This is a genomic window from Larkinella harenae, from assembly GCF_054780515.1.
In genome coordinates this window covers 1676697-1700331 of the sequence record NZ_BAAGWE010000001.1, presented here as the reverse complement: position 1 = coordinate 1700331, position 23635 = coordinate 1676697, and the positions used below count along the sequence as shown (strand labels likewise).

Sequence of the window (23635 nt, the reverse complement as noted above, 5' to 3'; positions counted from 1 at the left end):
ATCTATTTTATCTTATTCCCCCCTCCGCTCGATTTTGCCAACCAGGAAAATGTAGGAACAGGCCCCGATCAACCCCAACGCGCCAATAAAAACCAGGGCCGGTTTGAAATTTCCATCTTTGGCCAGGTAACCAATGGCAATTGGCACAATGATCGACGCCAGATTACCCATAAAATTGAAAACGCCCCCGGTTAACCCAATCAGGTGCTTGGGCGACAATAATGATACGAATACCCAGGAGATTAAGGCCATTCCGGCACCAAAAAAGGAGAACGCCATGAAGAAAATGATGAATGCGGTATCGTTGGTGTAATTCGCTCCGACAATACTGACCGACAAAATAAGCCCAACGATGATCGGCGTTTTGCGGGCGGCACTCACGTTCCAGCCCCGTTTTACTAGATTGTCGGACAGAAAACCGGACAACAACACACCGGCGCAGGCCGCCAGAAACGGAATCGAAGCGAGGTAGCCGGACTTGATAAAATCCAGTCCGCGGTATTTGACCAGATACGTCGGGAACCAGGTCAGGAAAAACCAGAGCGTGGCGTTGACCGCAAACTGAGCCACATACACGCCCCAAAGCGTCCGGCCACTGAAAACCAGTTTGATATTCGCCCAACTCCATACTTTAGCGGGTGCCACTCCTCTTTTCTGGCCCCGAAACAACCCACCCCCTTCTTCAATATACTCCAGTTCGGCCTGATTCACCCCGGTATGTTCCAGCGGATCGCGGTACGAAAAGTACCAGACAACCCCCCAAACCAACCCGACCAAACCCGTAATGACAAACAGCCCTTTCCAGCCCGCATAATACTGAATCGTGACCAGAACCGGGGTCAGAAAGGCCAGGCCAATGAACTGCCCCGACACGTACATGGCCGTAGCGGCTGCCCGTTCGTTGTCCGGAAACCAGCTTGTTACAATCCGGTTATTGATCGGATAGGAAGGCGCTTCAAAAGCGCCCGTTGCCAGACGCAAGGAAAAAAGGCTGGCGAAACCACGGGCAAACCCCTGAAATAACGTAGCCAGCGACCAGGTAATCAGACAGAAGGCGTATAAAACCCGGGGACCAAACCGGTCGGCAACTAACCCGCCGGGAATCTGCAAAACCGCATAAGTCCACCCGAACGCCGAAAAAATATACCCCATCTCGACCGGCGTCAGGTCCAGATCACTGCTCAACGCCGAGGCTGCCACCGACAAATTGCTGCGGTCCAGGTAGTTGATCACCACGTTAATGAATACCAGAGCCAGCATCCCGTAACGCACGCGGGTTTTCGGCGTTCTGCCAATGACTTGTTCCATTTCGGTTAACGGTTTTCGGTTGATGGTTTTCGGTGTACGGTTTATGTTCAGTCAGCGTTAGCAGCAAAATGAAGGGAACTTGCCCGCCAACCGTAACGACGGCCCGGCGTAACCTGAAATACCGTATACCGATACACTATTTTGCCGTCCAGCCCCCATCGACGGTGAGCATGGAGCCAATCATGTAAGTAGCGGCATCGCTGGCGAGGAAAATAGCCGCCCCCTGAATTTCTCGGAGTTCGCCCCAGCGCCCCAGCGCCGTTGCTCCCACCACGAACTTTTTCCCTTCTTCCGTATCGGCAATGGGCACATTCATATCCGTCAGAAAAGGTCCCGGACAAATGGCGTTGACGTTGATGTTGAAAGGTGCCAGTTCCAGCCCCAGCGCACGGGTCATCTGAACCACCGCCCCTTTGCTGGATGTATAGGGCGTCCGGTTCGACAGGCCCACCATACCGAGCGTACTGGCCAGGTTAATGATGTTACCGCGTCCGGCTTCCTTCATGTACGGTGTCACGGCCCGGCAACACAGCCAGGTGCCGGTCACATTTACTTCCATTACTTTATTGAAATCGGCCAGCGTCAGTTCGTCAATTGGTCCCCGGATGTTGATGCCCGCGCTGTTGATCAGAATGTCGATCCGCCCAAAGGCTTCCAGGGCGGCTTTGGCCATCGCTTCCGTTTGTGCCTGATCCGTAATGTCGGCACTAAACGCATAGGCAGAAATCCCGAACTCTTTACTCAGTTCTTCGGCGGCTCTGGCTCCTTCTTCGGCGGTTCGGTTGACCAGTAACAAATTGGCTCCCGCCGAAGCCAAACCAGCCGCCATTGCCAGTCCCAACCCTTTGGAACCGCCCGTAACGATGGCCGCTTTTCCGGTTAAATCAAATTGCTTAATTCCAGGTAGTACGTCTTTTCGCATTGTTGATTGGTTTACGGTATCGGCTTACGGTTACAGTTTCCTTGGGGAGTGACACACATGGAAAAAAGTGCGTCAGCCAACCGCAACGACGGCCCGGCGAAAACCGTAATCAATAAACCGTAACCTTATTTCATTCCCAGCTTATTGCTACTGTAAGAAAGGCAGGAAATGATGTTTTTCTCCTCGGCTGCCAGCCGATCTTCTGCCGGAAGCTGGGCAAATTTGGGAAGGCCAGCTTTATAAGTATGCTGTTTTACCAGCCGCAGCGTCCGGTCCATTTCTGATTTTGGAATCCCGTCGAAGGTGGCCCAGTAAGTATCTTTCCGACACGGTATCTCCAGGGGATCGCGGGTGATCATTTCCAGGTTGAATGTCACATTCGGATTGTGTTTTTTGCAGATGGCAACCATTTTCGGCAAATCAAGAATACCGTTGCCGAGCGGGACTTCCGAGAGCAGAAAACCGTCTGGATACAGTTGAACGCCCATGTCTTTGACGTGCGTTGTGAAAACATATGGCGCCAGCGTCTCGACCAGTTTCAGGGGGTCTTCCAGCAAAGCGAGGTTGTTCCCAAAATCAATTGTTGCGCCAATCCATTCGCTGTTGACCTGTTTCAGCATTTCCACCAGCTCGTTGCCCCGCCAGTCTTTGTGGTTTTCAACCGCCAGTTTGACCTTGTGCTTGCGCAGCACAGGCTCGGCCAGCTGGAGTGAAGTCAGCGCGTTTGTTTTCAGCGTCTGCCAGTCTTCCGGCGAATGGTAGTTTTCGTAGCGCCGACCGGTTGAGCAAACCGTCCGCAGAATGGTGGCTCCGGCTTCTTTGGCGTTGATGACTTCCTGCTCGAAAGTCGCCACCTGTCCGGCATTTTTCGGGACGCCGATGGAGCCTTCCAGGTATACGCCGTTTTTTTCGCGCTCATCACGGACTTTTTTGGCAAAGTCGGCCGACCAGTCTTTTACCACCGTCTGTACCCCACCTGCGCCAATTGCCTTGCAATGCTCAATCAATTCCAGTGCGTTGGTAAAACCGGGGTATTTTTGGCTTTCAACTTTCGAATTCCAGCGACTCGCGTACGAATGCACCACCACGCCCATCGGTACATCCTTCAGAAAAGCGGGGACCTTAGGCAGCGAAAGTGCCAACGCCCCGACTGCCGCCCGTTGCAAAAAATCTCGTCTGTCCATACTGGTATCGGGTTGAAATAGCGGTTATTTCTTGGGCTGTTGTGGATTTAAAACTTCCGAACGCGGCTGCTGATTTTTACGTCAACTGTAACGGGCAGTCCGTTATTTTCCGTTCGCGGCTTTCACCTCGGCCATGTACTCGTTCAGTTCTTTGGCAGTCCACGGCACCACGCGTCCCTGCGAGGTCACGCGGGTCATGCCCACCGTTCGCCGACTAATCGGCCCCGCATTGTTGCCCCATTCGTTCCGGATATACATCAAAATGGCCGTAAGGGAATTGTCATCCATGGTTGAATGCGAGGGCATCACCGGCAGAATATCCGGCGCGTTGTATACCTTTTTGGCTACTTCCACCGGCCCTTCCATGCCGTGCAACAGAATCAGCGCCAGCCGTTTTTCGTCGCCCAGCACCCAGTCCGACCCAATTAAGGGCGGCCCGAAACGGTTCAACCCTCCCCCGTCGGTTCCGTGGCAGCCCGAGCAGGTGCTCAGGTATAATTGCCGCCCCGCTACAAAGAGCTTCTGTTCGTCGTCGTTCAGCAAGCTCTTTTTGGGCGCGTTTTCTTTAAGGGCCTGATGACCCGGCCATTCAAAGAGTGCGGCTAGGGACGCCAGCCGGAATGCTTCAATACCCGGATTAGCGCGCGTCAGGATGGCCGGAGCAACCGTAAGCTGGATCGGCTTTTTCGTTGTGCTGCCCTGAATCGACAAGCTGGTCAACACGGCTTTTTCCTGCCAGCCCATTGACTCCTTATCGAGCAGGGTCAACAAAGCAGTGAGCTCGGCGGGGTTCCGCTTCCGAACAATGGAAGTGGTCAGCATTTCCAGAAAAATCTCTTTCGACGGTTCGTGGTGCTGCCAGTCAGGTTTTTGCAGCAAGGTTTGCAGAAATGCAAACTCCTGATTTTGAAGGCTACTCAGGGCAGCATCCCGGATCAATGCCGTCGAACCGTACCGACTGACAATACCACTTAGTAAAGCATGCGAGGCCTTCGGTTCGAGGCTCCCCGCCGTAAACGCCATTTGGAGAACTTGCTCAACGGGGGCGGTTTGCCAATGGCTTAGCAAATATTGTTGTAGTTTTGCCCGAACAGCTTTATCGTTTTTTGCCATTGGTTCCAGCAATCGCAAAACCGTGGTTTGGATGAGCGGATCCGGGTCGGCCAGCAAACCAAACAGGAGCGTCGCGTCGTTCAGCTTCAACCCATCCAGCGTCCATAAAGCGTGAAACCGTCCCAGCGGTTTTTTGCCCTTCCGGGCCAGGTCAACCAACATCGGACGTACGGTTTTATCGTTGCGTTCCACCAGCAATCGCTGCGCCATATCCCGGTGCCAACCGTCGGGGTTTGACAATGCCTGAATCAGCTCTTTTGCCGACGCTTCGGAAAGGCTGGCCGGTTTGGCCGCCTTCCAGTTTTCCGGCACAATCCGCCAGATACGCCCCCGGTTGATCGGCATGACCAGGTCACGCTTGATCGTCTGTTCGCGCAGATAGGGAGTCACGTACGCTTTGTGCTGAATCAGCCCCCGGTACATATCGGCGATGTACAAGGCACCATCCGGCCCCGTGGTCTGGTAAACGGGCCGAAACCGTTCGTCGGTCGAAGCCAGAAATTCCCGGCCCGGATGTGGGTCCTGCGCACTCACCATGACCCCACTTTCTTCCAGTCGATTGCGTTTAACCAGGTTGCCAGCCGGTTCGCAGACAAACACATTTCCGTGGTACTCCGATGGCAAAGCCGTGCCCCGGTATACCAGGGGCGAACAGGCCGCCGTAAATTCCTGTAATCGCCCCCCTTTTTCCAGCGTTCCCGGAATGTAACCCCGGTTTACGGCGGGTGTGGGCCGGATGGGATACACCCGCCGTTCGATGGTCAATCCGTGATCGATGCCGGTTGTGGGCGTATGATTTTTATTGCGGGACAGGTAGTTGGGCGGCACCAGATCGGCGTGAAGCTGCGACCAGTTGTAGTTGTAATAAAGCCGTCCTTTATCATCGTGACTGATGCCCCACTGCCCCCGAAATTCGGTGCTGTCGCGTTGCCACTGCCCGTTGTTGAGCCGGTAGCGCAGCCGCGATTTGGCGTTATAATACCAGTTATCCATTCCTCGCAAGAGGCCGTTCCCGGCGTGTTCGGGCAAGCCGCTGCCGGCATATTGCGGATCAATCAACGTTTTGCTATCAGCTTTGCCATCGCCGTTGAGGTCTTTGGTCATCCATAAAGCGCCGTTTTCCACGACCAATACGCCACCGGGTACCAAAGCCATAGACCGCGGCAGTACCAGGCTATCCAGATAAACCGTACTCACGTCCATCCGTCCATCGCCGTTGGTATCTTGCAACACCGAAATACGCCCCACCGGTTTCTCCTCGCCAGTGCCGTCCATATTGGGCATGAAACCCCGCATCTCGACTACCCACAACCGCCCGTCTTCGTCGAACGTAATTACGACCGGGTCCTGCACCATGGGTTCAGCCGCTACAAGCTCGGCTTTCAATCCGGGTTCCAACTGAAACGTGGCCAGCTCTTCAGCGGGCGTCCGAACGGGCGACGGGCCCTCTTCCCGTTGGTAAATTAGACCGGAGGTAATACCTAGTAGCCCCAAAAGGCCAACACTACTAAAAAAGCGGGAATAACGGCGTTTTCGCATGAGACTGCCTCAATCTTTATCACCTAAAAAAGATTTTTTAGCAGAATACTACTCGTTTCTGTGGAGAAAACGCGCTAAATTTCACTAAAAAGGCACTAAAAGAAAGGCTACACCAGTCTGGTTGGAACGGGATCAGATTCGGAAAATTTTCTTCCGGAGAACGTGAAGAGCGGCTACGGTGAACGGTCCCAACGGAACGGTCGTCATGATTTTAAGATCCTCCGATAAGGTCGTATCTTCATCTAAAAACCGGAAAATCTGACTCGGATGATTGTTCTGATAAAGGCGAGTGAAAACATCATCGGCGGGGTGCCGACGGTTTTGCAAGACGTTCAGCAAAACGCTGTCCAGAAATTTCTTAAAAACGCGCCGAAGCCACGGTTTCCGGCGTTTGGGCTTGCCATGAGCAACTAGGTTTTGCACAATTTCGTGCAAATACCGCTGTGTCCGCTGAAAGGTATACCCCGTCGACGGTTTGGTGTATCCACCAGCCGTACCAATCCGGACGACGTGCCTGCCCGGACGCTCGTTGGTCGATTCGTCCGACATTGGAATGACTCCAAACTCCTCTTCTTCAATCGTGTATGTGCCGGTATCCAGAAACCGATCGATGTACTGCTTTAATCCCGCTTCGTATTGCTCATCCGACAGCAACGTGTCGCTGAAAACCGTGTACTCCACCAGGGCTTTCCGCTCATCAAAGGGCAACACATAAAAAAATCGGCAATCCTGATGCTGTTCCACCCGAAAATCCATCATACAGGGTTTGTCAACGTCGAAGCACGGTTTTTCGGTGGTGATAATCCAGCCCTTGAAATGCTGCAACAGGTTGTGGTTTTCAGGCCGGTTCAGTTTCAGCTTGTGGGTACTATCAAAAACATACCTGGCAATTAAAGGCTCATCGTCAACAATGACAAAACCGCCCTGGGGCGTATCCTTAACCCGGTTGACGGTAGCTTGTCGAAATTCGATGGATGGAAATTGGGCGAGGTGGTATTTCAGGTGTTCGTAAAAATCAATACCCCGCAGCATTTTGTACTGATACGCACCGATGTCGAGCAGGCCACTGTAGGTAGTTCCAAAAAATTCGACGGTATTCCATTTGCGGTACACAATCGGCTCGAATGGCCCCTCCTGCTGTTCCCAGAAGCACCACGTCCGGTCGTTTCGGGATTTGGTATCGTTGTCAATAATCAGAATTGAGCGGTCGCGCAGGGGTGATTGGCTCAGGTAATACGCCAGACTGAGTCCGGCCATTCCGCCCCCGGCAATGATGAAGTCGTATTGTTTCATTCATAACAAGAAAAGGAAAAAGGAGGAACGAAAAAAGGGAGCAGCAGAAAAAGGCGCTAAAACCTATTTCCGCTGCTCCCTTTTTTCGTTCTTCGTTCTATTTATACATTCACATGGCGCTCAGCATGGTACGACGAACGGACCAGCGGACCGGACTCTACGTACTTCAACCCGCGTTTCAGTCCTTCTTCGCGGTACATCGCAAACTTATCCGGGTGAATCCATTCGAGCACTTCGTGGTGCATTTTGGTCGGTTGCAGGTATTGTCCCAGCGTCAAAATGTCCAGGCCATTTTCGACCAGGTCATCCATCGCTTTCAGTACTTCATCAACGGTTTCGCCCAGCCCCAGCATGATGCCCGATTTGGTGCGTTGCCCAAACGCCTTGGTCCGCTGAATCTGCTCCAGGCTACGCTCATAGCGAGCCTGCGGACGGACGCGACGGTATAACCGCTCGACGGTTTCCATGTTGTGCGAGACCACTTCCTGACCGGCTTCAATCATCCGAATCAGCGCATCCCAGTTCCCTTTCGTATCCGGAATAAGCGTCTCAATGGTCGTTGTTGGCGATACTTCTTTTACCGCTTTGACGGTTTGGTACCAGATTTCGGCCCCGCGGTCTTTCAACTCATCGCGGTTTACCGACGTGATCACGGCGTGTTTGACTTTCATCAGCAGAATGGCTTCGGCCACCCGGCGGGGCTCGTCGGTATCATACTCATTGGGGCGACCTGTTGCAACGGCGCAGAAGGTACAGCTCCGCGTGCAGACATTGCCCAAAATCATGAAGGTGGCCGTTCCGGCACCCCAGCACTCGCCCATGTTGGGGCAATTGCCGCTTTCACAAATGGTATGTAATTTATACGTATCGACTAGTTTACGGACTTTCGCATATTCCGGGCCGATGGGCAGCTTGACCCGCAGCCAGTCGGGGCGTTTTTTCCGTTGTTGTTCGGAGGGTATTACGGGAAGTTCAATCATAGCAAACCTCAATCCTGTTTTCTACACAATGGATTTTCGGGCAGTAAAGTTCGGGAAAAAGGAGCAAAGGAAAAAGGAAGCAAACGAAACGAGAACGGAGCAAGAAAAAGAGGAGAAGGAACTGAAAACCGCAAAGGCTTCCGTCTACCTTACTCCTCTTTGTCCTTTATCCTTGTTTTACGTTTCTTCTTATTTTTTGTTACCAAAAAATAGCGTAATAAACCCAGACGTGTAAACACTGCGATTGTTGGCAGCGTTCATGATCACCACCTCTTTGGGGAATGCTTCCGCCAGGAACCCGATTTCCAGCCCCGTCATGTTGTTTCGAAAGGCACTTAACTCAAACGCAACAGCGGCTTTGAAGTTCAGGCCAACGGTCAATTTCGACCGGTCAAACCCCTGAAAAAAGCTACCGGAGCCCACAATCAGTTCGGGTTGCAGGGACGGATCAAATGGTCGGGTCTCGATCTGCCCGGGTCGAAGCGAATACTGAACATAATACGGTTTGATAACGCCAATCGACGGGCCAACCGCCAGAATACCGTTGATGGCGATGCCTTCGTCAGCCGTTCGTGTAAAAAGCGAAATCTCCCGCCCATACTGGGGTCGTACCACAAAGAGGTAATTCTGCTTGTTGTACACAAACCGTTGTCCGGAATAAGGTGTCTGCGACTGCACTTCTTTCGGATGCTTCACGTTGATGATCTCCAGCGCCAGATAGCGGAACTGGCGTTTTCCCTGAAAGAGCGTAGGTAACAACTTCGAATGCCGAAAAACGAAACCACCCAAAATACCGGAATTGGTATTGGTTGTTACGCCATAGGTAGTAACGGTTGTGTACTTATCCTCGTCCGTATCGCCGGTCTGGGCCTGCACACTGCGCACCGTCAGCAGCATTCCCATGATGAATAATAGCTGTAAAACTCGAACCACGATCGTAGTGTAAAACTTTTGTAAGGTTAAAAATAAGAGTTTACTTTGATATATGAAATTCTCGCCGAACCAATCCTTTCCGCTGCCTCTGTTTGAGTAACGGTCTGAACGAGTGGATGGTTGCGAGTGGCAATTTATATTTTTCGAATTACTTCTATACATAACCCGGATTTTAGTTTTTGGTACCATGCCCACAGTTCATACAATCTACGTAGGCGACTTACGAACGGAAGCCACTCACCTGCAGTCCGGCACCCGGATTCTGACCGATGCCCCGACTGATAATACCGGAAAAGGGGAAGCCTTTTCGCCAACCGATCTGGTGGCTACTTCGTTGGGAAGCTGCATCATTACCACCATGGGCATTGTAGCCCGGCGTGACGGCATCGAACTGACAGCCGGTGAGCTTTCGATCACAAAAGTTATGTCAAAAGATGCCCCCCGTCGCATCGTCCGGATTGAAGTTGACATTGCGATGCCGCCCTCCGAAGACTATACCGAAGACTTCCGGGCCAAGATGGAGCACACCGCCCATACCTGCCCTGTGGCTCTGAGCCTTCACCCGGACATTGAGCAGGTTATTCGGTTTGAGTGGCAAGAACAGGAAAGCGTTGGGGCTTAATCCGTTGCAACACAACGAGACCCAGGCTTCGCAGGAAGCCTGGGTCTCGTTTTTTTACCAGGTACTCAAAAAAGCTGGCGATACCGATTCACCTGATTTTTGGAATCGGGCCTAGCTTTTCTTTTGCTTCCCGGCCAGGTTTTGTTTGCCGGCCAGCTCCGTGATTGCTACCACCAGTCGATCCAGGTCTTTAGGAGAGGTATACACGTGGGGCGTCACCCGTACGCCGTTAAGTTCGCCCAGCGAAATCGGCGTTGTGTGCACCTTATAGGTTCCCAGCAACTGGCTTTCCAGTTCAGATCCTTTCATCCCGTCGATACCGACCACGGCCAGCGCCCCGGCAAACTCCGGTTTCAGCGAGGTATATAGTCGGACACCGGGCACCTCTTTTACTTTTTCGGCCCAGTAATTTTTCAGGTAGTGCAACCGTTTGAATTTCCGGGCGGCTCCAATGCCCAGGTGAAAATCGACGGCCGTACCGATGGCCATTTCAGCCGCAAAGGAGCGGGTCCCGAGCGTTTCGAATTTCCGGATGTCGCTACTATCGGGTTCAGGACTCGACAACAAGGCCCAGATGTTTTTGATCTTCTCTTTGCGGATATACATCATTCCGCTGCCAAACGGCGCACACAGCCATTTGTGCAGGCTCGTTGCCCAATAATCACAGCCCAGGTCCGGAATCTTGTATTCGAGGTGGGCGAAGCTATGCGCTCCATCGCAAATCACCTCGATGCCTTTTTTATGGGCCGCATCAGCAATTTTCCGAACCGGCATAATCTGGCCGGTCCAGTTGATGACGTGCGTAACGTGCACCACCTTGGTTTTGCTGGTAAATGCGCTGGTAAACTGCCGGGTTAGTTCTTCTTCATTTTCGGAAGGTAGTTTCAGATCGAGCCACACCAGTTTGATTCCGTCGCGCTTTTCGCGCTGTTTCCAGGCATTCATCATATTCGGGTAATCCTGCTTGGACAGCACCACTTCATCACCCGCCTTCAGGTCCAGCCCAAAAATAATGGTGTTTAAGCCTTCAGTAGCGTTCCTGTTAATGGCCAGCTCGTCCGGCGAACAGCCCGCCAGATCAGCCAGCTTGGCCCGCAGCGCTTCGCGTCCCTGGTCCAGAATTCGCCACATATAATACGTGGGCGCTTCATTCGAATACTGGTAAAATCGAATGTGGGCATCCTGCACCGACTTGGGTTGTGGACTCACTCCGCCGTTATTCAGGTTCAGGATATTGGGCGAAACCGTATACTCAGCCTTGATCCAAGACCAGAAATCTTCATCCTGCGCGCTATGCAACGGACTAGCTGTATTTTGCAAGCGTTGAAATAACGAACGATTGGCTTCCGTCGTGAAATCGGGTAATACAAAGGGAGTAGCGGCTGCTGCGCTCAATTGACGAAAAAAAGTACGACGCGTAGTCATTGATCGGGAAGGAATATTGCTTTTGCTCTACAAGGTAATCATAAAATTGGCACAACAGAAGTGCAACCAAACAAAAATAAACTATAATCAAAAAACATCCAATTTTATTCCGACAAACTACCGATAAATAAGAACTAAGCGAACATCTGCCCTGTATACGTATTTCTGGCAAGGTCTATGTGGAAACTACGCATTTTGCAGAAAGCGTAGTTGTGCGCTAAAAGGATCGCTGGTGGGTCGGTACTTTTGTATCGTCAAAGATGACGTATCCACACCATTCGTCCTAATCGCAACAAACTAATGAAAACGGTTTTGATTTTCAGTACGCTTTGCCTTGCCCTGGCTATCACATTACGGGCCTCGAGTCATAAGAAAATTACACTCAAACAAACGCTTGAACAGCAAATTGCCTCCTACGCGCTGTATCCCGAAATTCTGCAACAGGTAGATAACGAGGATGTTGTCGTAATCAAGTTCCGGGTCGATGCTCAGCAACGATTATCCGATATCCGCATCGCTGACGGAGACAACAAAACGTTGAACGCAACCATTGTAAAGCAACTGATGGGCAAAAAAATATTTCTGACCGAACCCAACGTCAACGAAAATCAGGAATATCAAGCTAAGGTTCGCTTCCGTTTACTTTGATCATTTATCTGTCCTTAATTAAAACCGTGGATCTGAGCCGTCTCCGTATCCACGGTTTTGTGGTTTCTTACAAAATCACCGGATTAAACAGGCTTCGGTAACGCTTTCCGGGTGTCCTTTATGACGCTGGCCAATAGTCCGGTTGTTTAGCTTAGAAAGTTACCGGAGGAGACGATTGCAGTGGATATCCGACTGTTGGAGTACCTAACTTTTGAAATGCTTGAACAAGCTATACTTAGAAGAACGCAACCACAAAGCCTTTTGCAATTTCTCCAGCATAATATGTCCTGAACGCAAAAACCGTACGGAGTCGAACTCCGTACGGTTTTGCCGGGTAATTGAAAAATGAAACCCGACTTACTGCGGTCCTTTCGTGAAGGCAATAAAATCAGCCAGCACTTTTCCGCATTCGTTTAAGTAAAGATCTTTCTTTGGTGCCTTGGCATCTTTCTGATCCTTAGAAGGAACCGAAGAGTCGGTGGTGGCAACGGGTTCGCCCGCTGAGTCACTGATCGACTTCCGGCGTTTCTCAGCTTCGTCACGTTCCTTCTTCCGCTTGGATTCCTGAAGCGACACCACGGTTTTCTCTTTAGCCCGTTTCAACTCTGCAAAATCAGCAATTAACTGCTTCAGATCGGAATCGGACTTCACACGCTGTTCGTACCGGTCACGCAGTTTGGTAATCAGCTTGTCGTCCAGATTGCGGGTGGTTTCAAAACGCGTTGAAGCAATCTGATCCCAAGGCAATGCGCTCGGCTGCGAGCTTTCACCGTATTCTTCAGCGCTAAATGCTGAAGGCAGTTCGATATCGGGCGTCACGCCTTTGTGCTGGGTACTGCTGCCATTGATCCGGTAGAATTTGGCGATGGTCATTTTAACCTGTCCAACTTTCTCGGGTTCTTTCAGCCAGGTATTCAGGTCGACCATCGTCTGAACCGTTCCTTTTCCGTAAGTCTGGCTTCCAATAATGATCCCCCGTTTGTAATCCTGAATGGCAGCCGCAAAAATTTCCGATGCCGAAGCACTGAAACGGTTGACCAGTACCGCCAGTGGTCCGTCGTACAATACGGATGGATCCGGATCGGTTTGCACTTCAACATCGCCCGTGGCTTCTTTTACCTGCACAACCGGTCCGCGCGAAATAAACAGGCCGGTCAAGGTGATGGCTTCGGTTAAGGAGCCTCCCCCATTGTCACGCAAATCCACCACAACACCGTCTACTTTTTCGGCTTTCAGCTCATTCAAAAACCGTTGAACATCACCGGTCGTGCTGGCGAATCCCTCTTCCCGTTTACGAGCCCCTTCAAAGTCCCGATAGAAAACCGGAATCGTGATCACGCCCAGTTTGTAGTTTTTCTGGTTCTGCGTGATTTCGATCACTTCTTTTTTGGCACGCTGCTCTTCGAGCTTGATTTTCTCCCGCACCAGCCGAATCTCTTTCGGCGGAGCACCGGCAATGGCCTGAATGGGTTGAATTTGCAGACGTACGGTTGTTCCTTTAGGACCTTTGATCAATTTCACGGCATCGTCAACCTGGTAGCCGACAATATTGACCATATGGCCTTCACCCTGAGCAACGCCCACAATCTTATCGCCTTTCGACAGCAATTTGCTTTTGAAAGCCGGACCACCAGGAACGATATCCGAGATTTTGATGTAATCGCCATCTTCCTGCAACAGAGCGCCAATTCCTTCCAGCGAAGCACTCATCTCCTGATTGAAGCGGTCGGCCGAACGGGGCGACATGTAATTTGTATGCGGGTCCAGGGACTCAGCAAACGAATTCATGTAAATCTGAAACACGTCTTCGGCTTTGATCCGGCTCATATAACGATCCAGGTTCTTATACCGCGTCTTCATGCTGTTGACAACCGACGTATCGGCTTTACCGGTCAGTTTCAGTTCCAGTGACTGGTTTTTCAACAGTTTGCGCCACAGGTCGTTCTGCTCTTCGAGGTTTTTCGGCCAGCTGGCTTTCTCGCGGTCGGTGTTGAAGGTTTCGTCGGCTGTGAAATCAAATGGTTTCACGAAGTTTTCCTGAACGAATTTATTTCGCTCCTGATAACGCTTCCGGAAAACGTTGTAGATATCGTAGGCCGCCGTCAACTCCCCATTGATCAGCTGATCGTCGATATTGTTGCGGTATTTCTCAAATGAGCTGATATCCGAAGCCAGAAAATACGCTTTGTTACCATCCAGTTCTTTGAGGTAATTTTCAAAAACTACCGAAGACAACGAGTCATTCAACCGCACTTTACGGTAGTGATGCGTCGTCAGCAGGCGCGCAACCAGCTGTTCAACGTGTTCATGCGACACCGATGGTTTCAGATCATCAGCGCTTGGGGGCGGCAGTGGCACAGCCGACATCCCCGCTTGTGGACCCGGCTGAAGGCTCAGCATCAGCACCGGGACTAACGTAATGAGGTACTTTCTCATGTTCCCCTTTCTAAGATTAATGTAGCACCACTCTCGACTCTATGATTAACACTAAACAGGCCGCAATCCGTCCAAGGTTGACTGGGCAATGGTAATCATTTAACATTTTTTAACCCTGCCCGTCTCCTTAGTAACCAACTATTTTTTCACAATCTCCAATAACTCAATATCAAAAACAAGGGTTGAATTCGGCCCGATTTGCGGCCCGGTTCCCTGCGATCCATAGGCCAACGCCGACGGAATATACAGTTTCCATTTAGACCCGACGGGCATCAGTTGAAGGGCTTCGCTCCACCCCTGAATCACCTGATTGACCGGAATCTCAAGGGGTTGTCCTCGTTCAACCGAACTGTCAAAAACCGTTCCGTCGATCAAACGCCCGGTGTAATGTGCTTTAACGGTATCGGTGGTCTGTGGTTTAGGCCCCGTTCCTTCTTTTACAATTTCGTACTGCAACCCGCTGGCGGTAGTCTTAACGCCGGGTTTCTTTTTGTTTTCGGCCAGAAATTGTTCACCTACTTTTTTGTTGGCTTCCGCTTTGACGGTCCGTTCGCGCTGAAAAAATTCTCCGATGATGCGGTTGGCTTGTTCCGGAGCGATTTGAATATTCTTTTCCCGAAGTACATCTTCCAACGCTTTTGCGATAGCACTGACGTTGGCATTGGCCAGATTCTGTTGTTTCAGGCCGAAACCGACATTCACCCCAATGCTGTAACTGACCGAGTCGATGGCGTTATTTAATTTAATGGAAGAGGAAGCGGGGGCAGCAGCCGGTGCTTTAGGCTTGGGTTTAGCAGCGGGTTTGGAGGTCTGCGCCACAACTTGACCCGTTACAAATACAGCCGACATCAGGCCGACTACAGTCCATTTTTTAATCGTCATGTGATAGATACAAAAGTTGTATTCAAAAAGTACTTATGGTGAAAACGTAAAATTGTAGATCAAAAGTTTGGCAATTGCGGGATTTAATAAAACAAATAATTGATGAATGGTGACGGGTTAGGGGTTAGCGGGTTGCCGACAGGGCTATTTCGTCAACAAAAGCAGCCGGCACCGGGTCCGAACAATTCACAACTCACTAAAGTAAAAAACAAATAGTAGTATCTCAACTCGGGTCTCTTAAATATTGTTATTTTTTTTGAGCGACAGTTAGTTGCGCATTTGGGGCAGCTTAGCCCCCTTCTTATAGGCCTGCAAGTAAATTCTTAGAAAAGTATAAACCTTAGGAACGAATTTTCTTAATAACGTCTGTTTTAGTGAAATTTAGTGCGTAACTTTGCACCCGAATTCTTAGAACCATCATAAAAAAAGATTCTTCCACTCATATGGTATCAGTTAGACCCGACGAGGTTTCGGCCATTCTCCGGGAACAGCTATCGAACTCCAGAACTACTGCCGAACTTGAGGAGGTCGGTACGGTATTACAAATCGGTGACGGGGTAGCCCGCATTTATGGACTGTCAAAAGTTCAGGCCGGTGAATTGCTGGTGTTTGAAAACGGATTGCAGGCTCTTGCCCTGAACCTCGAAGAAGACAACGTCGGAACTGTATTGCTGGGTGACTACAGCGATATCAAAGAAGGTGCCACGGTAAAACGGACGAACCAGATCGCCAACATCAACGTCGGTGATGGAATCCTGGGGCGTGTTGTGAATACGCTCGGTCAGCCTATCGACGGTTTAGGCCCCATCGCTGGCGAAACCTACGCCATGCCGCTGGAGCGGAAAGCACCGGGGGTAATTTACCGCCAGCCGGTAACCGAGCCGCTGCAAACGGGAATTAAATCCATCGACGCTATGATTCCCGTCGGACGGGGTCAGCGGGAGTTGATCATTGGTGACCGCCAGACGGGTAAAACCGCAGTAGCGATTGACACCATCATCAACCAGAAAGAATTTTATGACAAAGGACAACCGGTATTCTGTATTTACGTTGCCTGCGGTCAGAAAGCCTCTACCATCAAACAAGTAGAAGCTACGCTGCGCCGGGCTGGTGCTATGGATTATACGGTTATTGTAGCCGCTTCAGCGGCCGATCCGTCACCGATGCAATTCTATGCACCGTTTACGGGGGCTGCCATCGGTGAATATTTCCGGGATACGGGTCGTCCGGCCCTGGTGGTTTACGACGACTTGTCGAAACAGGCCGTGGCTTACCGCGAAGTATCGCTGCTGCTGCGTCGTCCTCCCGGCCGGGAAGCATACCCGGGTGACGTATTTTACCTGCACAGCCGTCTGCTGGAGCGGGCCGCCAAAGTCATCAACAACGATGAAATTGCCGCCACGATGAATGACTTACCGCCTTCACTGGCTGGCAAAGTTAAAGGGGGTGGTTCGCTGACGGCCCTTCCTATTATTGAAACACAGGCGGGTGACGTGTCAGCCTACATTCCGACCAACGTAATTTCGATCACGGACGGTCAGATCTTCCTGGAAACGAACCTTTTCAACTCCGGTATTCGTCCGGCGATCAACGTTGGTATTTCGGTATCACGGGTAGGTGGTAACGCCCAGATCAAGTCGATGAAGAAAGTGGCCGGTACCCTGAAACTGGATCAGGCGCAGTTCCGCGAGTTGGAAGCCTTCGCTAAATTTGGTTCTGACCTGGATGCCTCGACGAAACTGACCATCGAACGCGGTCGCCGGAATCAGGAGATTCTGAAACAACCGCAGTATTCGCCGGTAGTCGTTGAACAGCAGGTTGCGATCATCCTGGCATCGACCAACGGTTTTCTGGACAAAGTACCCGTTAACAAAGTGAAAGAGTTCGAAGGTGAGTTTGCGCTTCAAATGAGCACACAGCACCAGTCGACCCTTGATCAGTTGCGGGCCGGAAAACTGGATGATTCTATTATTGCCGTCATTAAAAAAGTCGCCACCGAGTTAGCAGCTCGCTATGCATAACGTTTAGAGCTTGGAAATTCAGGAGCTCAGGCCGTTGGGAGTTGGAGAATGTAGGGTTTGAAACCAAAGCCTGCTCCAATTCCTGACTCTGCCACTCCACAACCAAAAACATGGCCTCATTAAAAGAAGTACGAAGCCGGATTTCTTCCATCATCTCGACGCAGCAAATTACGAAAGCCATGAAAATGGTCGCTGCGGCAAAATTGCGCCGGGCGCAGGACAGCATCATCCAGATGCGGCCCTACGCTCAGAAATTGGGTGAAATGCTCAGCACCGTTGCGGCTGGTGCCGAACTGGCGGCTGAAAGTCCCTACAACCAGGTCCGCTCCATCGAGCGCGTGTTGCTGGTAGTAGTGACTTCTGACCGGGGTCTGGCCGGTGCATTCAATACCAACGTCATCAAAGAAACGCTATCGGTGATCAACGCCCGTTATGCCGAACAGGCCCGGCGGGGTAATGTTGAAATCCTGGCTATTGGTAAGAAGGGAGCCGAAGCATTCCAGCGTCGGGGCTTTAAGGTTAATACCAATTATGTGGATACGTTTCAGTCGTTGAGTTTTGCCAAGGTACGATCAGCTGCCGAAGATGTGATGAACGCCTTTACAGCAGGCCAGTATGACCGGGTGGATATCGTTTTCAACGAATTCAAGAACGTTGCCACCCAAATCATCCGTACCGAGCAGTTCCTGCCTATCGTGTCGGCACCTACTCACTCGGCCACAAAAACCGTCAACGTCAATTATATTTTTGAACCTTCAGAAGAGGAAATCATTACCGAACTGATTCCGAAAACATTGAAGATTCAGCTGTATAAAGCCGTTCTGGAGTCAAACGCGTCAGAACATGGCGCCCGGATGACGGCGATGGATAAAGCGACCGAAAATGCCGGTGAACTGCTGAAAGAGTTGAAACTGGTGTACAACCGGACGCGCCAGGCAGCCATTACGAAAGAAATTCTCGAAATCGTTGGTGGAGCTGAGGCCCTCAAGAATTAAGTATACTCGAAAAATAGGTTCGACCCCGTTACCGCGATGTAACGGGGTTTCTTTTTTCGCTTCTAGTCCAAAATGGATTCATAAAAAACCGCTGAATTTGCCCTACTGCTTTCGCGTTTTTGCCGAGACCGTTGAATCTAATTTTTAAAAGTTCTCTTTTTTTACAAAAAATTTACGGTTCTTGAAACCAATTTAAAAGATTAAATGTACTAACATTAAATGTCGTTACATTATTAAAGAAATAGCAATCATGGCAACTACTGCTCCTGAAACGATCGTTTGGAACATCGATCCCTCACACTCGGAAATTCAATTCAAAGTTCGTCACCTGATGGTATCGAACGTAACCGGAAAATTCAACTCATTTGAAGGAAAAGTTGAGACGGTTGGCGACAGCTTCGAAAATGCGTCCGTAACGTTTTCGGCCGACATCGACAGCATTAACACCGGCAACGAACAACGCGATGGTCACCTGAAATCAGGCGATTTCTTCGATGCAGAGAATCATCCGAAACTGTCGTTCAAGTCAACTTCGGTCAAAAAGACCGGCGACGATACGTACGAGATCACAGGCGATCTGACCATCCGGGGAACGACCAAACCGATAACGCTGAAAGCCGAACACGGTGGGCAGATGGGCGATTTCTACGGAAATACCAAAGCTGGATTTGAACTGACTGGTACCATCAAACGGAAAGAATATGGCCTTTCCTGGGATGCGGTTACCGAAGCAGGCGGGGTGGTAGTGAGTGATGATGTGAAACTGATCCTGGATGTACAGGTAGCTCGCCAGTAACCTTCTCTTTACTTAACATTTTTTAACCATCCACCCTGATCAGGGTGGATGGTTTTTTGTTGATATCTACTCAATAATCCCAGCCTCAAAACCCTGTATACCAGACAATTAAATACAGATAAAATTAAAAACCACCGGCCAATTTGATCGTAAAAATGGAGAACTAACTTTGTTAAATATTAGTTATTTAATTGACGAAATACTAATGAGAAATCATCAGTCGTTAACAAGTAGTTCACCCAGTTACCGAACACATTACTTAATAACCCAATCCATTTTCAACAAATAAAATCGTATGAATATCAAGAGCATAATTGCCAGTCTGTTCATGCTGGGTCTGTTGGCAAGCTGTTCGCCATCTATTAACGTCAAGTACGACTACGACCCAAAAGTGAACGTTCGTCAGTTTTCAACGTTCCGTGTTGAAGCTGATCAACGCCGTAATGCTGACCCGATTGCGGGCAGCAACCTGAACCAGCGCCGGATTGCCGACGAAATTGAGAAAACCATGAAAGCCAAAGGCTACAAACCCGTTGTCGGGGGCGAAGCTGACCTGGTGATTCGCTTCTTCTCGGATTCGAAAGATCGTCAGCAAGTTCAGTCCAACAATACTTGGTCTCCTTACTGGATGTGGTACAACCCGGGTTATAATAATGTTTACACCCGTCAGTACGAAGAAAACCGAGTGGTTGTTAACGTATACGATGCCCGTACAAACGATATTATCTGGCAAGGATGGGCGTCAGGCCAGCTGAACCAAAGCAAAAAAGAGCGTAGCCGGGATGTGGCCTACCGTACGACGGTACAAAGCATCATGAACCAGCTTCCCGAAAGTGCCGGTTCAGATTACAGCTCGGTTAAAGAAAAGTAATTTTTTTCAACCTGCCAGGTTAGCAAGCCGCACTCTTCCAACGAAGGGGGCGGTTTTTGTTTTTAAGGCGTTTGAGAAAGCCAGCCCGTTTTAAGGCGTTTGAGAAAGCCAGCCCGTTACACCACGACTTCGAACCAGTTGATACGAACCAAACACACCGAGGACGTCCACCACCGTTCCGGCAGGGATGGTTTCGATCACAGCTGCGCGCAGGGTAGCCGCTTCCAATAAATCCGTTCCAACCGGTAACGAGGCTTTGCGCAACGCCCTACGCGCTGGTTCGACCACACTGCTGGAAATATAGCCTGCGGCTCCATCCGGCAATTCAACCCGCAACCAGGATGACGTTCCTCCCGTAATGGCAAAGGTAGACGATCGCGGCAACCCGCGCAAAATCGGCGCATCGCCCGTCGGTGATTGACGCAGTACCGCCTGGGTAGCCGTCACCCGCACAGAATCGCCCAGGGTTTCGGAAGCTACCAGCGTTTGCTTCGCTGGTCCCGTTCCCCGACGGACGAAAGGCAGGGGATCAACCGCTCCGGAGTTGTAACTATAAATACCAAAATGCAGGTGTGGGCTCGTCGTACGCGCATTGCCGGTGTTACCTACAAAGCCCACTGTATCGCCCACCAAAACCCGTTGCCCCTGCTGAACAGCCTGCGAGTCCAGGTGAGCATAATACAAGGTATGGTTTCTTCGGGAGTCCGACAGATAGACGACATTGCCACCCAAATTATTCGTTCCGACCCGGGAAATATACCCATCGGAAGCGGCCACCGCCGGAGTGCCGCGGGGGGCAAAAATATCAATTCCTTCGTGCCGACGGCGACCAGCATCGCGCGGAACTCCGAAATAACTGCTGATCTGACGGCTGTCGCGCCCCTGAACCGGGAAGCTCAGGATGGGTTCGCGGGTAACGGAAATGGTGTAACGACCGCTTCGAAGCAGCTCGGGTTGTATGCGGATCAGGTGCGTCCGGGCGCGCCGAACTTCAACGGTTAGCTGATTGGTGTCGACTTTGGCCGACGTTAAGCGATCCGGATTCTGGTTACGCTCGTTCAATTCAAAAACGTCAATAAAAACCTGGACATCTTCTTGCCCTTCCACATCAACCTTGATAATGAATTTGTCTCCCCGCTGGCCGTTCAGGCGATAACCGAGGGCAAAGGGGCGATTGGAAGCGAAATAACCGCTTTCCCGGTATGGTGCATTGATGATGACTGAATCTTTCAACGCCCGGTCGGCGGTAGCCAGCCAGTCGGTGCCCAGCGCCGTTCGTTCCAGCCGGGCATCCCGGAGCGACTGGGCATATTGTTCATGTGGGGAGACGGATCGAAACAACTTTCCCGGCCCAACACTCGTACACGCGCCCAGTAAAACGATGACCGCAAGCAGTAGCAACCGGTTGATAAAGACAAAATTCATAGCTGAGTAGTGTTTGATTACTTAACGACTACCCAACCTTCATGGTTTGCTGAATGACCGCTTAATTATGGGCCTGGAACCGTTACTTACCCATCCAAATTTTGAAATCGCTAACCTTTTCCCGGCTGACAATCGCTTCTTTTTCAAAAGTTGGCTTGAGGGTTAGCGACAGCCGATTGCCAAAATACGGCTGAATCTGTTCAACGGTATTGTGGGTAACAATGACGCCCCGGTTGATGCGAAAGAACATGCCCGGGTCCAGGGCGTCTTCCAGTTCATCGAGCGTATAGTCGATCAGGTACTTCTGGTTGTTCCAGGTTTTGAAAAAACTGAACCGCTCGTCGGTAAAGAAGAAAGCAATATCCTGTACCTCCACCGAAAGCAGCCGCTGTCCCAACCGCACCAGAAACCGTCGGCGGTATTCTTTCGGTTGTTGCAGTTGCAGTTCGCGTAGCAGCTTATCCAGATTAATCGCCTGATTGGCCGGGGCGTCCGCTTCGTCCCGGCGGATTTTCAAATCCCGGAATTTTTTCAGGCTGCGCTGCAAATCATCTTTTTGAATGGGCTTCAGCAAATAGTCGATGCTGTTGACTTTGAAAGCCTGCAACGCGTATTCATCGTACGAAGTCGTGAAAATCACCGTACTGTTGACCTCGACCTGCTCGAATATCTCAAAGCTTTGCCCATCAGCCAGCTCAATATCCATAAAAATCAGATCAGGAGCGGGATTACTTTTCAGCCAGCCAACGGTGTCTTCAATACTGGCGGCTACGCCCACTATTTCGAGTGACGGGTCTACATCCTGCACCAGCTTCCGTAGTTTCCGTACGGCCAGATCTTCGTCTTCTACAATCAATACATTCATTGGCATATCGTTTCAGCAAACAATGGCAAGTAATCGTATTTCTTTGAATTTTCGATCATAATCCTGACCGAAATGCTTTTTCTAAAGTCTGTATTGAGAAAACCGTTGCGGGAATTGCAGCAAACCGCCAGCTTAGTTCCGTAAAAAACGTCCGGGCTGCTCATGAAAGGCCGTCAAAAAAGCCCCCCAACACGGAAAATCTAGCTGCTGATACGCCAGCCTAACTTCTCTTCGGCAAAGGTCTCAAATCGTTGAACTAACAACCTCATCTTCACTACGTAAACGGCAGAATTCTGTCAGAAAATGATGCTTTTTTGTCGCCTTACGACAGCGAAAAAGCAGTGGTTACCCAGTTATTTTGCCCTCAATAAATACGATGAACACAACTCTCCTGTTAGTATGAAAAAAGTATTTCGAGGCCTGCTGCTCCTAGTTGGGTTCGCCGTAGTGGCCGTCGTGAGTTTTGTCAGTTTTACCGCCATACGCGGTATTCCGAGCTTCGATCAACCGGTTATTCAGGATGTTCGCATCGAAGCAACACCCGCCCGGCTGGCCCGGGGTGCCAAAATCGCCCAGATGCACTGTATTGCCTGTCATACGGGACAAGATAACCACTTGACCGGCCGACACATCAACGACTTGCCCAGTCTATTCGGCACTGTCTACTCCATGAACATCACACAGGATAAGGAAGTTGGCATTGGAAAGTGGACGGATGGCGAGCTGGTCTATTTCCTGCGAACCGGCTTGCGGAAAGATGGATCATTTGCGCCCATCATGCCGAAGTTTGCCACTATGGCCGACGAAGACCTGAAATCGGTGATTGCCTGGCTCCGGTCCGGCGACGCACTGGTGCAGCCGTCAAAGCAGGAAGCACCGAACTCGGATTATTCGTTGTTTGCCAAACTCCTGGCCAATACCGTCATCAAACCGCTACCCTATCCGGAGCAGGTTATTCTAATTCCGGACAGCACCAACGAAGTGGCTTTCGGCCAGTACGTAGCCGACGGATTAGGAACCTGTTATGTCTGCCATTCGGCCGATTTCACCAAACAGGATCCCATTCATCCGGAACAGACTCTGGGTTATTATGGCGGTGGAAATGAGATGAAAACGCCGGAAGGAAAACCCATATTTACGGCCAATCTAACTTTCGACGAGCAAACCGGAATTGGTAAAAAATACACGAAACAGCAGTTTATTCAGGCTGTCAAAGCCTGCGTTCGGCCCGATGGTAGCCTGATCCGCGCGCCGATGTTTCCGCACCTGATGACCGATTACGAAGCGGGTGCCATTTTTGAATACCTCAAAACCGTACCCCAACTCAAGAACGACATTCCCGGCAGAGAACGGGAAGCGCTGGCCAACAAATAAAGG

General features: G+C 50.7%; 19 protein-coding genes. 7 read left to right on the top strand and 12 right to left on the bottom strand.

The window, feature by feature from the left end; translation table 11 throughout:
• Window positions 1-12: 12 nt before the first annotated feature.
• From ACYVH9_RS06855 to ACYVH9_RS06825, 7 genes are all read right to left on the bottom strand, one after another.
• The gene (locus ACYVH9_RS06855; protein WP_460635555.1) at window positions 13-1308 is read right to left on the bottom strand and encodes an MFS transporter; all 1296 of its coding nucleotides are present in this window, start codon (window positions 1306-1308) and stop codon (window positions 13-15) included.
• Between the two features lie 136 nt (window positions 1309-1444).
• Window positions 1445-2230 (bottom strand): SDR family NAD(P)-dependent oxidoreductase, encoded by a 786-nt coding sequence (locus ACYVH9_RS06850; protein ID WP_460635554.1) that lies wholly within the window; start codon window positions 2228-2230, stop codon window positions 1445-1447.
• A gap of 125 nt (window positions 2231-2355) precedes the next feature.
• On the bottom strand, window positions 2356-3414 hold the full coding sequence (locus ACYVH9_RS06845) for a sugar phosphate isomerase/epimerase family protein (RefSeq protein WP_460635553.1): 1059 nt from the start codon (window positions 3412-3414) through the stop codon (window positions 2356-2358).
• Between the two features lie 102 nt (window positions 3415-3516).
• A complete protein-coding gene (locus ACYVH9_RS06840; protein WP_460635552.1) occupies window positions 3517-6066 on the bottom strand; it encodes a DUF7133 domain-containing protein in 2550 nt (849 codons plus the stop codon).
• Between the two features lie 132 nt (window positions 6067-6198).
• Window positions 6199-7359, bottom strand: coding sequence for a lycopene cyclase family protein (locus ACYVH9_RS06835; RefSeq protein ID WP_460635551.1), 1161 nt, complete (start codon window positions 7357-7359; stop codon window positions 6199-6201).
• Window positions 7360-7460: 101 nt separating this feature from the next.
• Entirely contained in the window at window positions 7461-8339 is an 879-nt protein-coding gene (gene lipA, locus ACYVH9_RS06830; RefSeq protein ID WP_460635550.1) for a lipoyl synthase, read from the bottom strand.
• Between the two features lie 189 nt (window positions 8340-8528).
• Window positions 8529-9272 (bottom strand): hypothetical protein, encoded by a 744-nt coding sequence (locus ACYVH9_RS06825; RefSeq protein ID WP_460635549.1) that lies wholly within the window; start codon window positions 9270-9272, stop codon window positions 8529-8531.
• Between the two features lie 187 nt (window positions 9273-9459).
• On the opposite strand from ACYVH9_RS06825, the gene ACYVH9_RS06820 reads away from it, so the two are divergent.
• Window positions 9460-9894 carry an OsmC family protein gene (locus ACYVH9_RS06820; RefSeq protein WP_460635548.1) on the top strand — a complete coding sequence of 145 codons (435 nt, stop codon included), beginning with the start codon at window positions 9460-9462 and terminating at the stop codon, window positions 9892-9894.
• Window positions 9895-10005: 111 nt separating this feature from the next.
• Here the strand turns inward: ACYVH9_RS06820 and ACYVH9_RS06815 are convergent, their stop codons facing one another.
• A complete protein-coding gene (locus tag ACYVH9_RS06815) occupies window positions 10006-11319 on the bottom strand; it encodes an aminotransferase class V-fold PLP-dependent enzyme (RefSeq protein ID WP_460635547.1) in 1314 nt (437 codons plus the stop codon).
• Window positions 11320-11619: 300 nt separating this feature from the next.
• On the opposite strand from ACYVH9_RS06815, the gene ACYVH9_RS06810 reads away from it, so the two are divergent.
• Entirely contained in the window at window positions 11620-11967 is a 348-nt protein-coding gene (locus ACYVH9_RS06810; protein WP_460635546.1) for an energy transducer TonB, read from the top strand.
• Window positions 11968-12324: 357 nt separating this feature from the next.
• Here the strand turns inward: ACYVH9_RS06810 and ACYVH9_RS06805 are convergent, their stop codons facing one another.
• The gene (locus tag ACYVH9_RS06805) at window positions 12325-14403 is read right to left on the bottom strand and encodes a carboxy terminal-processing peptidase (protein WP_460635545.1); all 2079 of its coding nucleotides are present in this window, start codon (window positions 14401-14403) and stop codon (window positions 12325-12327) included.
• Window positions 14404-14541: 138 nt separating this feature from the next.
• Window positions 14542-15285, bottom strand: a complete 744-nt coding sequence (locus tag ACYVH9_RS06800; protein WP_460635544.1) for an FKBP-type peptidyl-prolyl cis-trans isomerase — start codon at window positions 15283-15285, stop codon at window positions 14542-14544.
• A 443-nt stretch (window positions 15286-15728) separates the two neighbouring features.
• Between ACYVH9_RS06800 and atpA the strand changes: the two genes are divergently transcribed.
• The 4 genes from atpA to ACYVH9_RS06780 all read left to right on the top strand — a co-directional run bounded on the left by atpA (window position 15729) and on the right by ACYVH9_RS06780 (window position 19968).
• Entirely contained in the window at window positions 15729-17306 is a 1578-nt protein-coding gene (gene atpA / locus ACYVH9_RS06795; RefSeq protein WP_460635543.1) for a F0F1 ATP synthase subunit alpha, read from the top strand.
• 110 nt (window positions 17307-17416) lie between these two features.
• Complete coding sequence (atpG, locus tag ACYVH9_RS06790; protein WP_460635542.1) at window positions 17417-18301, top strand: ATP synthase F1 subunit gamma; 885 nt, start codon at window positions 17417-17419, stop codon at window positions 18299-18301.
• A 250-nt stretch (window positions 18302-18551) separates the two neighbouring features.
• Window positions 18552-19097, top strand: coding sequence for a YceI family protein (locus ACYVH9_RS06785; RefSeq protein WP_460635541.1), 546 nt, complete (start codon window positions 18552-18554; stop codon window positions 19095-19097).
• Between the two features lie 295 nt (window positions 19098-19392).
• Window positions 19393-19968 carry a DUF4136 domain-containing protein gene (locus ACYVH9_RS06780; RefSeq protein WP_460635540.1) on the top strand — a complete coding sequence of 192 codons (576 nt, stop codon included), beginning with the start codon at window positions 19393-19395 and terminating at the stop codon, window positions 19966-19968.
• Between the two features lie 90 nt (window positions 19969-20058).
• Here the strand turns inward: ACYVH9_RS06780 and ACYVH9_RS06775 are convergent, their stop codons facing one another.
• Together ACYVH9_RS06775 and ACYVH9_RS06770 are read right to left on the bottom strand one after the other, a co-directional pair.
• Entirely contained in the window at window positions 20059-21393 is a 1335-nt protein-coding gene (locus ACYVH9_RS06775; RefSeq protein WP_460635539.1) for a peptidoglycan DD-metalloendopeptidase family protein, read from the bottom strand.
• A gap of 82 nt (window positions 21394-21475) precedes the next feature.
• Window positions 21476-22258 carry a LytR/AlgR family response regulator transcription factor gene (locus ACYVH9_RS06770; RefSeq protein ID WP_460635538.1) on the bottom strand — a complete coding sequence of 261 codons (783 nt, stop codon included), beginning with the start codon at window positions 22256-22258 and terminating at the stop codon, window positions 21476-21478.
• Between the two features lie 399 nt (window positions 22259-22657).
• On the opposite strand from ACYVH9_RS06770, the gene ACYVH9_RS06765 reads away from it, so the two are divergent.
• Window positions 22658-23632, top strand: a complete 975-nt coding sequence (locus ACYVH9_RS06765; RefSeq protein WP_460635537.1) for a c-type cytochrome — start codon at window positions 22658-22660, stop codon at window positions 23630-23632.
• The last annotated feature ends 3 nt before the right edge of the window (window positions 23633-23635 follow it).